This is a genomic window from Acinetobacter sp. LUNF3 (assembly GCF_022699605.1).
In the GTDB taxonomy this organism is placed as follows: domain Bacteria; phylum Pseudomonadota; class Gammaproteobacteria; order Pseudomonadales; family Moraxellaceae; genus Acinetobacter; species Acinetobacter johnsonii.
Window position 1 is genome coordinate 2,495,335 of sequence record NZ_CP093968.1, and the last position, 12,227, is coordinate 2,507,561.

A 12,227-nucleotide genomic window follows, 5' to 3' on the forward strand; every position below is an offset into this window, starting at 1 on the left:
AAAAATAAATTAGAGTATTTACTCTAAACCAATAATTATTTTTAGAAAGGACAACAGCGAGTGATTAACGTAAATTCAGTGAAACCCGCTCTGCAATTGACCTATGTCAAACTTATGATGGATGTGATTGGCCGAGGATTGGTCATGGCCAGCCAAGTCGATAGTGAAATTCAGCAAGAAGTTGCCAAATTTCCAGCCAATTTCACCTTATCGATGAATGTCTTTCCAAACGGCCCGACTTTTTTAGCCAAAGTGACCGAAGACCATCAACTTGAACTGCTGACACCTGGCAGCCTAAAAGCAGATTTAACGATTACTTTTAAACATTTAAGTCATGCCTTTTTAGTATTTTCATTTCAAGAAAGTACAGCACAAGCATTTGCACATGATCGTATGATCGCAGATGGTGATGTATCTTATGCAATTCGCTTGGTACGTTGCCTGAACAAAATGGAAGCGCTGATCTTGCCTAAATTACTGGCAGAACTGGCGGTAAAAAAATACCCGACTGAACTCAGCTTAAAAGAAAAACTATCAGGTGCAGCCAATATCTATCTAAAAGTTGCCCAATCTTATTTCAAACGGAGTGCATAACATGGCGAAGCCTTATTACGAATTTTTTTGCCCAGTCAAAGTCATTGCAGGTCATGCCGCGCTTGAACATATTCCGTTTGAATTGGCGACACTCGGTTCACAACGCCCAATGATCATTACTGACAAAGGCGTGCGTTCCAACAATTTGCTTGCACCGATTGAAGCAGCTTTTGAATCTACCGATGCCGTGATTGGCTATGTTTTTGATGATGTCCCGCAAGATTCAAGTGTGGCGACAGTTCGCCGTGCTGCGCAGTTGTATCGCGAAAACAACTGTGATGCTATTATCGCGGTGGGGGGCGGTTCAGTCATTGACACCTCTAAAGCTACCAATATTTTAGTCAGCGAAGGCGGTGATGACTTGTTGCAATATTCAGGTGCACATAACTTACCGCGCCCACTGAAACCATTTTTTGTGATTCCTACTACATCAGGCACGGGTTCAGAAGTCACGATGGTTGCGGTGGTATCCGACACCGAAAAGAACGTCAAAATGCCGTTTGCATCGTATTACTTAATGCCACATGCAGCCATTTTAGACCCGCGTATGACGCAAACTTTGCCACCACATTTAACAGCAATGACGGCTATGGATGCCATGACGCACGCCATTGAAGCTTATAGTTGCATGGCAGCCAACCCAATTTCTGATGCTTATGCTACGGCAGCAATTAAAAAAATCAGCAATAACCTGTTCAATGTATTAGACAACCCAAGCGATGAACAAGGCCGTTTGGAACTGGCACAAGCATCAACCATGGCGGGGATTGCGTTTTCAAATTCTATGGTGGGTTTGGTCCATTCCTTAGGTCATGCGTTGGGTGCTGTGGCGCATTTACCACATGGACTCTGCATGAATTTATTTTTGCCATACGTGTTGGAATACAACAAAGACATCAATGCTGATAAAATTGCCGAACTGCTATTACCATTGGCTGGCGCAGATGTTTACGCACAAACCCCTGCACATTTACGTGCCGATAAAACCATTTCGACACTCTTAGCCATTCGTGACCGCTTATACGCACTGACCAAATTACCACGAACTTTACAAGAAACGGGTAAAGTCAGCGAAGCGCAATTAGATGAAGTGGCTGAAAAAGCCCTGAACGATGGTTCGATTATTTATAACCCGAAAGAGGCCAATTTAGAAGAACTCAAAGCTATCTTAAAAAAGGCTTGGTAATTCCTACAAAATAGGCCAATATAACCGAAAATCTAGCCTGATGTTTTTCTAAACATCGGGCTTTTCATTGGTAGACTGCTGCTTCTGATATTTTTTCATCAATGTGGCATATTTTCTGCTAAAAAAGAAAACAAAGATACTGACAAAGCGCATCATTATGGAGTAGATTGGCGCGTTTTTACTTTTTATGTAGGGGGGATTGTTCGTCTCAAACAATCCTGAACAAACATGACTGATCCTTGATCAACGATTAAGAGGATAACGCCGTTGACAAATATCTCTGGGACTCAATCGGCAGCTAAACTGCAAAAAACGCTAGGGCTCTGGCACATCATTATTATTGGTTTAGCCTATATTCAACCGATGACGTTATTCGACACTTTCGGTTTAGTATCGGAAGAAAGTCATTTTCACGTACCCACATCTTATATTTTTGCACTAGTTGCCATTTTGCTCACGTCTTTGAGTTATGGTCACATGATTCGTCGTTACCCATCTTCAGGGTCGGCCTATACCTATGCACAAAAATCCATCCATCCGAATGTCGGATTTATGGTCGGTTGGTCATCATGGTTAGACTATTTATTGTCTCCAATGGTCAACATCATTCTTGCCGTGATTTACCTTGAAGCCTTATTCCCTGATGTAAACCATTGGGTCTGGGTGGTAGGTTTAACTGCATTTATGACCGCGGTCAACTTACGTGGTGCACGCTTCGTTGCAAACTTTAATGGTTTGATCGTTTTTGTCCAATTAGGTGTGATTGCTTACTTCACGTGGATGGTTTACAGCTTGCTTGCTGGTGGTGTCAACGCAGATGGTACTTTGGTCAATGCAAAATATCAGTTATGGAGTTTAGAGCCATTCTGGAATGAGCTTACTTCACTGGGTGCCCTGATTACAGGTGCAACTTTGCTGTGCTTCTCATTCACAGGTTTTGACTCGCTCAGCTCGCTGGCAGAAGAAACAAAAGATACCGAGAAAACACTACCTAAAGCGATTTTCTTAACGGCACTCTTGGCTGGTGTGATTTTTATTATCAGCACCTACTTCATGCAGATTTACTTCCCGAACGATCCAAAGACTTACTTTGAAGATGTTGCTGCAACACAGCCTGACATTTTACAAGCCGTCGGTGGCGTTGCGTTTAAAACGGTGGTGTTGTACTTCGCAATTGTGACTGTTATGGCATCGGGTATTTCGGCACATGCAGGCGTTTCACGCTTAATGTATGTGATGGGCCGCGATGGCGTAATTAACAAGAAGATTTTTGGCCATATTAGTCCGAAAAGCTTTACACCGTCTTATAACATTCTCATTGTAGGTGCTGTAGCATTAACAGCTGGCTTCATGGACTTAGACATCGTTATTTCGATGATCAGCTTCGGTGCATTAACTGCATTTACCTTTGTAAACTTATCGGTGATTTCAAGATATGCACTGCGTGATGGCCGCACAAAGAATATTAAAGATATCTTTAGCTTTGTGATAATTCCAATGTGTGGATTCCTCAGTATCTTTGCCATGTGGCTAGAAATTGAAGAAACCGCGTTGAAATTCGGTTTATGGTGGGCAATGTTTGGTATTTTATACTTAGGTTATAAAACCAAAGGCTTTAAGCAACCTGCACCACAACATAATGAATTTGACGATCCGCTCTAATCTTTCATTCAAAAAGAAAAAGACGCCAAGTGCGTCTTTTTCTTTTTTAAACTAGAGCTAAAAAACTAGCCCTTAAATTGTTTAGTCATTTTAGCAATACGTTGTGCATAGGCTTTTGTGGTTTCGAGATCCCCGGCTGGGATTTCATCCGTACTTGCATCCGATGGTGATTGAACCAACAAACCTACAGAACCACCCAAATTATTTACATCTTGACGGGTTGCCGCTTTACTATTGGCAGGCAATAAGCCCAAGCTTACCCAAATACCGCCATGCTGCGATGCAAGTGTTTGCAGTTGAATTAAGGTCACTTGCTTATCACCATTTAAGCTTGCACTATTGGTAAAGCCACCGAAAATTTTATCTTGCCATGCACGAGTAAACCATTTTTTTGAAGATGCATCGGCAAACTTTTTAAATTGCCACGGCGCAGTGCCCATATAAGTTGGTGCACCTAATACAATTGCATCAGATTGATCCAGTGTCAGCCAATCTTGCTCTGGAATGTCTCCATTTGGGTCAATCTCCACCAAATTTGCACCAATTTCTTGCGCAAAAGTTTGTGCAATCACTTTGGTATGTCCATAGCCTGAATAAAAAACCACTGAAATATTCGACATTTTAGTTTCCTCTTTTGAATTGGTTGATTGGCATCGCTGCGTCAATCATGATGCTGCGCCACGTAAACCATTAAAAATAAACAGTATGAAATATCTTAAACACTTGCCTGATCGGGCTTAAGTTTCACATAACTTGCAACTTCATCGCTTAGGCCCTGTTTCAACTGCTGGGTCTTTTCACCGACCAAAACTTCGTAAGCATTTTGCTCGATGCCTTGAAAGATTTCTTGAGTCACTGTTTCTGGCGCAATCTTAGTAATGGGTAATGAACGAGTCAGATCGGTGTCAATAAAACCCACATGCACCCCCATGACCTGAATATTAAATCGAGACAACCACTGACGACTTGAGTTGGTATAGGACCATGCTGCCGCTTTAGAAATGGCATAACTGGTCAAAAAAGTGCTTGGCTCCCAAGATACATCTGAGAGAATATTGACCACATAAGCCTGTTGGTTCTTTTGTAAGATCGGAGCAAAAATTTGCGTCACCCGCATCAAGCCCAATAAATTAGTTTCCAAAATCTTTTGCGTAGTCGTAATAATATTGGCTTCGACAGGATGTTCATTCAAAAGTGCAATGCCCGCATTATTCACAAGAATCGTGGTATCTGCACATTGTTCTGCTGCCTGCTGAATAGATGCTTCATCATTTACATCGAGTTGAATCGGAATAAGCCCCTCTTCCTGAAAGCTGCCGATCTGGCGCATACCCACATAAATCTTTTTAGCGCCCTGACGACGTGCCTCCCGAGCGATGGCAAGTCCTAAGCCACGATTCGCACCCGTAATAAAAACAACAGCCTCTGAAACTTTCATCATGTGATCCATCCAATTGCCAGTATCTTGTGAAAGCGTAGTCTGATGACAGCGCTGCATTAAGTCTGTATTCATGATACACTTATGAAACTTAGTATCAATTAGTTACCACCTAGTAACTGGTCTGTTTGATTGTTTCAAATGAAGATAGAACGTAAAAGGAGCATGGTTAGAAATGAATAAGCCAATGAAATTTAATATTTTTCATCCAGATTGTCCTGCTCGTCTTTTTTTTGAAAAATTTGCAGACAAGTGGATTTTATTGATTGTGTATACGCTGGATCAAGAGTCGCAACACTTTAATGAGCTCAAGAAAAATGTTTTAGGTATTTCACCTAAAGTGCTGTCACAAAAATTAAAGATCTTAGAGCGCGATGGTTTTTTGACGCGAACCATTCATGAAGACAACGTGATTCGAGTGGAATATGCGTTAACCGAGATTGGCAAAGACTTTGCTCAAAATGCCTATCAAATGAAAGATTGGGTCGAAGCCAATATGCTTAAAGTTTTAAAATCCAGAGCTGGATTCGATCAGAAGCTAGAAAAAACAGAGTCCGCTTAAGCGGACTCTATCACAGCAATTTGATTAGGCTAAAGGCTTAAAACCCTGCTGACGCCATGCTTCATACACAATCACAGCTGTCGCATTGGATAAGTTCAAACTGCGCGAGTTTTCAGCCATGGGCAAACGAATCCAATGCTCTTTTGGAAACAGCATACGAATCTGTTCAGGCAGACCACGCGTCTCAGGTCCCATAAGTAACGCCACGGGACGATTCAAATCCGAAGTATGCGGCGTTTCCGTTCCTTTGGTGGTTAGAGGATAAATCGCGTTTATATCGACACCTTTTTCAGCTAAATTTGCTAAACACTCATCGAATGTTTCCCAAATTTGCATGCGCGCCCACTCGTGGTAGTCCAAACCTGCACGTTTGAGTTTTTTATCATCCAGTTCAAAGCCGAGTGGCTTAACCAAATGCAGCTGCGCTCCAGTATTGGCACATAAACGAATGATATTGCCTGTGTTTGCAGGAATTTCGGGCTCGTATAAAACAACATGGATCACAGCTTTTCTCTACTCTTTCAATATAGCAATAATTAATCTTGCCACTGTAATTGTTCACGCAAGCTTACTACATCACCAATGATGGTCAATGTAGGCGCTTGAATATGATTTTCTTCAACTTTTGATGCGATATCCGCTAAGGTTCCGACCACCACTTTTTGTTCTGGCGTGGTACCTTTCGAGATCAAAGCAACGGGCATATCTGGACGCTGGCCATTCTCAATTAACTTTTCACAAATTTTTTCTAAACCAACCAAGCCCATGTACAGCACAAGCGTTTGATTCTGATAGACCAACTCATCCCACGGTAACTCAGGCGAACCTTCTTTTAAATGTCCGGTAAGGAAACGCACGCTTTGTGCATAATCGCGATGTGTCAGAGGAATGCCTGCATAAGCCGAACAACCCGAAGCGGCAGTAATCCCTGGCACCACTTGAAATGGCACACCAGCGGCAAAAAGTTCTTGAATTTCTTCACCACCACGACCAAAGATGAAAGGATCACCACCTTTTAAACGGCAAACACGTTGACCTTTTGAGGCATATTCCACTAGTAAGGCATTAATGCCTTCTTGCGGAACAGCATGGTTAGAACGGGCTTTACCCACATAAATTTTTGTTGCATCTCGGCGACAGAGTTCCATAATCGCAGGGGAAACCAAACGATCATAAATCACCACATCGGCTTGTTGCATCAAACGCAGTGCTTTAAGGGTCAGCAACTCAGGATCACCTGGACCTGCACCAACCAAATACACTTCACCTTTCGGGGTTTTCCACTCTGCCAGTGCTTGCTCGATTAAACTATCTGCTTCTGTCAGATTGTCATGAAAAACTTGTTCTTTCAGTGGACTTGCATATAGATCTTCCCAGAAAACACGGCGCTCGTCAGGATTGGAAATCTTCGCTTTCACCGCTGCACGCCATTTTCCTGAAAATTCAGCCAGCTTACCCATCCCATGTGGAATACTGGTTTCAAGCTGGGTTCGAATTTGGCGAGATAACACGGGGGATGTACCATTGCTGGCCACTGAAATCACCAAAGGCGAACGATCGACAATGGCAGGAACCATAAAACGACAATGTGGTGGATCATCAACACTGTTGACCAGTATTTTCAGCGCTTCACAGTCCTCAAAGACTTGAGTATTCACCGCATAATCATCTGTTGCAGCAATCACTAAACGATAGTCATTGAGTTGGATCTGCGCAGGATATAGCGCTTGGATATATTGCCCTTGGCTTTCTTCAACCAGTTGCAATAAATTTTCATCAATATCAGGAGCAATGATATGAATCACTGCCCCTGCTTTATGTAACAACACTGCCTTACGGTAAGCAATATGCCCTCCGCCGACAATCAGACAAGGTTGCTGTTGCAACTTTAAAGAGATTGGAAAAATATCCACACACGACCTCAATGAGTTTTATCTGACTGTCTTAAAGCAATTATTGTGCACAAAACTGTGCAGTACATCGACTTTATTAGTCAATGTACTCAGCACCGCCCATATATGGACGAAGCACGGTTGGGATTTCAATCGAACCATCAGCACGTTGGTAGTTTTCCATGACCGCAAGTAAAGTACGGCCCACAGCCAAACCTGAACCATTCAGCGTATGTACAAATTCAGTTTTCTTTTGGTCTGCACGGTAACGTGCTTTCATACGACGTGCTTGGAAGTCACCCATGTTTGAACATGAAGAAATTTCGCGGTACGTATTTTGACTTGGTACCCAGACTTCAAGATCGTAAGTTTTAGTTGCACCGAAGCCCATATCACCACCACAAAGAATGATCTTACGGTACGGTAAACCAAGTGCTTTCAAGATCCCTTCAGCATGACCTGTAAGCTCTTCAAGCGCTTGCATTGAGTCTTCTGGTTTAACAATTTGCACCATTTCAACTTTGTCGAATTGGTGTTGACGAATCAAGCCACGCGTATCACGACCATATGAACCTGCTTCACTACGGAAACATGGCGTATGTGCTGCATATTTCAGTGGTAAACGGTCTGCATCAATAATTTCATCACGCACGAAGTTGGTTACAGGAACTTCCGCAGTTGGAATGAGGTAATACTCTTTTTCACCTTGTAATTTGAATAAATCTTCTTCAAATTTAGGTAATTGGCCTGTACCACGGAGTGAGTCAGCATTGACTAAATATGGCACATAAGCTTCGGTATAACCATTTTCCAAAGTATGTGTATTCAACATGAACTGTGTAATCGCACGTTGTAAACGAGCAAGTGGTCCTTTGAGCACGCTGAAACGAGAACCTGTCAATTTGGTCGCTGTTTCAAACTCAAGACCACCCATCCACTCACCAAGGTCAGTATGGTCTTTAATTTCGAAGTCAAACGTACGCGGCGTACCCCATGTGAGGATTTCCACGTTATCACTTTCGTCTTTTCCTTCAGGAACAGACTCATCTGGCAAGTTTGGAATGCTAAGTGATTTTGCTTCAAGTTCAGCTTGTAATTCAGACAAAGCGACTTCTGCGGCTTTGATTTCATCACCAATCGCTGACATGCGCGTCATAATTTCAGATGCATCACCACCAGCTTTTTTAATTTGGCCAACTTGTTTTGCACCCGAATTACGTTCAGCCTGAAGAGATTCAGTTTTGGATTGAATCTCTTTACGGCGAGCTTCTAGTGATGCCCATTCTTCAACATTCAGTTGTACACCACGTTTTGCTAAGGCTAAATTTACAGCCTCAATATTATTTCTGAGTAATTTCGGGTCGATCATAGCCAATCTTTTGCAAAGAAAAAAACTGGCTATAGTGTAAGCGCTTCAGGCCGAAAAATACAGTCACGCTATCACTAGCTGTGGCTTATTACAGCAATTTTCATGGCTTTTCTTTGCTCGCTTTTTCTCGTTCAGCTGCATAATCGACAAAACTTGGCAAATATTCCGCCTTAATTAAGCCACTGGCTTGTTGATAAGGTAAAACCAATTCAGACATCCCTTCTGCATAAGATGCTAATTCGTATAAGGGATAGACGAACACCACACCTTTGGCACTCATATAATAATTATCGGTCAGCTTCAATTGCTCGCGTGAAATATTATGATCGGACAGCCACATGCTATTGGCACCATACAATGCATCTAATAATTGAGACTCTGTCTTGTCTACCACGATATCACTCAGCGCAACCCGTTTTTTCGTTGCCAAATCTAAGGTGATGTACTCGTTGTGATACATGCCATGTGCGGCACGCGCTGGGTAGTGATAATACATCAAGACAAAATCAGCATATTTTCCACGCTGCGCCACATAACGGACATCAGACAAAGTTTCACTGAGCATGTTTTCATCAATCTGTGGCTTTGACTGCTTCAAACTTTCAAATGCCACAGGATTGGCTTTTTTCATCCGTTCATCAAAATATTGATTGATCCATGGGACATTGGTTTCCAAGCTGTACAGCTGGTATTGGGTACATCCTTCCTCATCACAAGCAATAGAATGTGCCAATTGTAATGGTCGAACTTTTGCCTCAATCAGTGGCAAAGTCTGTGTGACTTGAGCTGGTTTAGTTGTCTCTTCACTTTTTGCAGCGTTACTGTCATTTTGTGGCTGACATGCACTCAGCAACCCCGTACACAACATCATTGCGAAGACAGATCCAATTTTATTGTTATGAAGTAATATCATGATTTACCCGCAGTTAAGTATTCAATAGCACAGACTATACAAAGCACAGCCATAACTTCCCACCACGTTATGTAACTGAACGTGACCCAATAAAAAACCACCCGAAGGTGGTTTTGAACAACAGACTCATATTATTGGTCAATAATGTCTGTGCCTTTAGGCGGAGTAAAATTAAAGGTTGAAGCTGGAATATTGGTATTTACCTTGGTGTTATTAAAACGCACATAGGTTGTTTGTCCCAAAGAATCTTCTAAGATCATTAGCGTCGGCGCATTTTTCGCACCAAAACTGATCGTCAAGCTTTGAAATGCACCATCATCGCTTTTTGGGTACAAGGTATAGTAGGTTTTGCTCTGATTTGGTTGCGTAATACGATATGACTTACGAATCTGTTCCGTATTCCCTGACAATAATAGTGCAGGGGTATTCGCCACCTGTTCATCTAAAGTCTGACGAACTGCTTGCTGTAAGTCTGGATCATAAATCCAAACCGTTTTGCCCGAAGTCACAATGGTTTGTTTTGCAGGGCTTGTGGTTTCCCAATAGAATTTTCCTGGACGCTCAACTTTCATCACCCCTTTAAAGGTCTGATTCATATGCTGAGCAGATAAACCTTGTTTCTTCGGTGCTTTAGATGAATTTGTGACTTTGGTGGTTTGCTCAAAGTTAGAACTGATACTTTGAATACCACTCAACTGTTTCACTAAACTCGTCGTCGCCTGTTGCTCCGATGCTGCAACCGGAGCTGCAAATACTGTACTGCTCATAACAGGGCCAAGTGTTACTACACCTACTGTCATTGCACATAAAGTCTTACGAAGCATTTTCATAATATCACCTTTTATAATTTGCGCAGTCGCAATTTGTTAGATGAGCTATCTTAAATCAAATTTTATGGCTAATAATTGAGAATATAAGAAGATTTGTATATTTATTTGTGCTTAATGTTGTGAAATATCCATCATGATGAAGATGAGATGTGTCCTTTATACATAGAAAAGCCCCTAAATCAATAGAGGCTTTTCTAACTGAGGTTAAGAATTATCACTGTCATTTCCATTGCCAACCAATTGCTGCACCTGCACCGAAATCACCTTCACTATTGGTTGTCACAGCTACTTTGTATACATATTTGTTACTTTCAGTCACACCACTGAGACCAAAAGCATAACCTTGCTCACCTTCCCATGTACCCACACCGGCACTAAACATATTGTAGCCAGCATCTGTCGGTTGCGGTAAAGATGCTATCGCAATACTTGATGCAACTGCTGCATAGGTTCGATCTTCGAGTTTTCGCATGTCTCGGTTCAAGGCATTTACACGACTATCCGTATAAGCATTTGCTTGATTGAGGGTTTGTTGCCCAACTTGGTTCACATAAGTTTTTGCTTGATTCAGGATGTAGGTGTCAGCAGCATCCATCACTTCTTTAGAGATCCCATTGGTACCGTTTGTACCTTTAAGACTTGCTAACCATTGAGTAATGCTGCCCTCAAAACCATTACCAACTGCAACATCATAAGCACTAAAACCTGTTGCACCAGTCATCCCTGTGTTACCCATATCGCCTTTTAAGCTCGCGAGCCATTCGGTGATGGTTCCGTTAAAACCATTAACTTGCGCAACTTGATAAGCATTATATCCTGTTGCTCCCGTTTCACCTTGCACACCTTGTAAACCTTGTGCCCCTGTTGCTCCAGTATCACCTTTTACACCTTGGATACCTTGCTCGCCCTGTAAACCTTGGAGGCCTTGCTCACCTTGCGCTCCAGTATCACCTTTTATACCTTGCTCACCTTGTAAACCTTGAAGGCCCTGTTCACCTTGTGCTCCAGTATCACCTTTTACACCTTGCTCGCCCTGTAAACCTTGAAGGCCCTGTTCACCTTGTGCTCCAGTATCACCTTTTACACCTTGGATACCTTGCTCACCCTGTAAACCTTGGAGGCCTTGCTCACCTTGCGCTCCAGTATCACCTTTCACACCTTGGATACCTTGCTCACCCTGTAAACCTTGGAGACCTTGTTCACCTTGCGCTCCAGTTGCACCTTGCAAACTCTCTAACCATGCCTCCTCAGTACCTATAAAACCATTGTTCACAGCTACCTGATAAGCACTATCACCATCTGCCCCAGCAGGACCAGTAGGCCCTTGAGGACCTGGAGTTCCTGGACAATACCAAGTAGCACCCCACCCATCACATCTTTCTTTATCATTATTGGTTGCCCAAACACTATTTGCAGTCATCATCAAGGCACTAAGTAACAATACTTTTGCAGTAAACTTTTCAATACGAACATATTGATTAGGTTCAAGTGTGTACTGCTGAATTACATTTTTGACTGCAACGCTGATATGACTTTGCTCTTGTTTTAACTTTTGACCAAGAACTTCTGCTACTTGGTTGCTTGGATTGCCCAAGACATTTGTATCTATTTTATTCATATCCGTCTGCCTTTCTTTTAATTTTGTTTCTTTATTACACACCTATTTTTTTGTGATACACATCACTATTTATTAGTATTTGGTGCTTTATTTCAAAATATAAAAACACAAGAAAAATAAGCTAACAATATGAATAGACGAAAAAAAACCCACAAAATGTGGG

Annotated in this window: 12 protein-coding genes; 4 read left to right on the top strand and 8 right to left on the bottom strand. The window is 42.1% G+C overall.

Going from position 1 to position 12,227, the window contains the following annotated elements:
* Positions 1-60 precede the first annotated feature (60 nt).
* From MN200_RS12210 to MN200_RS12220, 3 genes are all read left to right on the top strand, one after another.
* Positions 61-594, top strand: a complete 534-nt coding sequence (locus MN200_RS12210; protein ID WP_242759460.1) for a hypothetical protein — start codon at positions 61-63, stop codon at positions 592-594.
* 1 nt (position 595) lies between these two features.
* Positions 596-1,780, top strand: a complete 1,185-nt coding sequence (locus tag MN200_RS12215) for an iron-containing alcohol dehydrogenase (protein WP_242759464.1) — start codon at positions 596-598, stop codon at positions 1,778-1,780.
* Between the two features lie 267 nt (positions 1,781-2,047).
* Entirely contained in the window at positions 2,048-3,442 is a 1,395-nt protein-coding gene (locus MN200_RS12220; RefSeq protein WP_242759467.1) for an APC family permease, read from the top strand.
* 65 nt (positions 3,443-3,507) lie between these two features.
* Here MN200_RS12220 and MN200_RS12225 read toward each other — a convergent pair whose 3' ends face one another.
* Together MN200_RS12225 and MN200_RS12230 are read right to left on the bottom strand one after the other, a co-directional pair.
* A complete protein-coding gene (locus tag MN200_RS12225; protein ID WP_234304616.1) occupies positions 3,508-4,062 on the bottom strand; it encodes a flavodoxin family protein in 555 nt (184 codons plus the stop codon).
* A 95-nt stretch (positions 4,063-4,157) separates the two neighbouring features.
* Positions 4,158-4,940, bottom strand: coding sequence for an SDR family NAD(P)-dependent oxidoreductase (locus MN200_RS12230; protein ID WP_242760531.1), 783 nt, complete (start codon positions 4,938-4,940; stop codon positions 4,158-4,160).
* A gap of 115 nt (positions 4,941-5,055) precedes the next feature.
* Here MN200_RS12230 and MN200_RS12235 point away from each other — a divergent pair, with 115 nt between their 5' ends.
* Complete coding sequence (locus MN200_RS12235) at positions 5,056-5,442, top strand: helix-turn-helix domain-containing protein (protein ID WP_242759469.1); 387 nt, start codon at positions 5,056-5,058, stop codon at positions 5,440-5,442.
* A gap of 24 nt (positions 5,443-5,466) precedes the next feature.
* On the opposite strand, the gene MN200_RS12240 is transcribed toward MN200_RS12235, so the two are convergent.
* The 6 genes from MN200_RS12240 to MN200_RS12265 form a co-directional block, all read right to left on the bottom strand.
* On the bottom strand, positions 5,467-5,946 hold the full coding sequence (locus tag MN200_RS12240; RefSeq protein ID WP_242759471.1) for a tRNA (cytidine(34)-2'-O)-methyltransferase: 480 nt from the start codon (positions 5,944-5,946) through the stop codon (positions 5,467-5,469).
* Between the two features lie 32 nt (positions 5,947-5,978).
* Entirely contained in the window at positions 5,979-7,355 is a 1,377-nt protein-coding gene (gene cysG / locus MN200_RS12245; protein WP_242759474.1) for a siroheme synthase CysG, read from the bottom strand.
* A gap of 76 nt (positions 7,356-7,431) precedes the next feature.
* Positions 7,432-8,703 (bottom strand): serine--tRNA ligase, encoded by a 1,272-nt coding sequence (serS, locus tag MN200_RS12250; RefSeq protein WP_004695457.1) that lies wholly within the window; start codon positions 8,701-8,703, stop codon positions 7,432-7,434.
* Between the two features lie 100 nt (positions 8,704-8,803).
* Positions 8,804-9,616, bottom strand: coding sequence for an RsiV family protein (locus MN200_RS12255; RefSeq protein WP_010327330.1), 813 nt, complete (start codon positions 9,614-9,616; stop codon positions 8,804-8,806).
* Positions 9,617-9,747: 131 nt separating this feature from the next.
* Positions 9,748-10,446, bottom strand: coding sequence for an outer membrane lipoprotein chaperone LolA (lolA, locus tag MN200_RS12260; protein ID WP_010327331.1), 699 nt, complete (start codon positions 10,444-10,446; stop codon positions 9,748-9,750).
* Between the two features lie 220 nt (positions 10,447-10,666).
* Positions 10,667-12,064: a YadA-like family protein gene (locus MN200_RS12265; protein ID WP_242759477.1), complete on the bottom strand. Its 1,398-nt coding sequence runs from the start codon at positions 12,062-12,064 to the stop codon at positions 10,667-10,669.
* Between the last annotated feature and the right edge of the window lie 163 nt (positions 12,065-12,227).

What these genes read in the sequence shown, in the direction of transcription:
- serS (WP_004695457.1), bottom strand. Translation starts at nt 8,703, where the DNA reads ATGATCGACCCGAAATTACTCAGAAATAATATTGAGGCTGTAAATTTA.
- MN200_RS12230 (WP_242760531.1), bottom strand. Translation starts at nt 4,940, where the DNA reads ATGCAGCGCTGTCATCAGACTACGCTTTCACAAGATACTGGCAATTGG.
- MN200_RS12235 (WP_242759469.1), top strand. Translation starts at nt 5,056, where the DNA reads ATGAATAAGCCAATGAAATTTAATATTTTTCATCCAGATTGTCCTGCT.
- MN200_RS12225 (WP_234304616.1), bottom strand. Translation starts at nt 4,062, where the DNA reads ATGTCGAATATTTCAGTGGTTTTTTATTCAGGCTATGGACATACCAAA.
- lolA (WP_010327331.1), bottom strand. Translation starts at nt 10,446, where the DNA reads ATGAAAATGCTTCGTAAGACTTTATGTGCAATGACAGTAGGTGTAGTA.
- MN200_RS12255 (WP_010327330.1), bottom strand. Translation starts at nt 9,616, where the DNA reads ATGATATTACTTCATAACAATAAAATTGGATCTGTCTTCGCAATGATG.
- MN200_RS12265 (WP_242759477.1), bottom strand. Translation starts at nt 12,064, where the DNA reads ATGAATAAAATAGATACAAATGTCTTGGGCAATCCAAGCAACCAAGTA.
- MN200_RS12215 (WP_242759464.1), top strand. Translation starts at nt 596, where the DNA reads ATGGCGAAGCCTTATTACGAATTTTTTTGCCCAGTCAAAGTCATTGCA.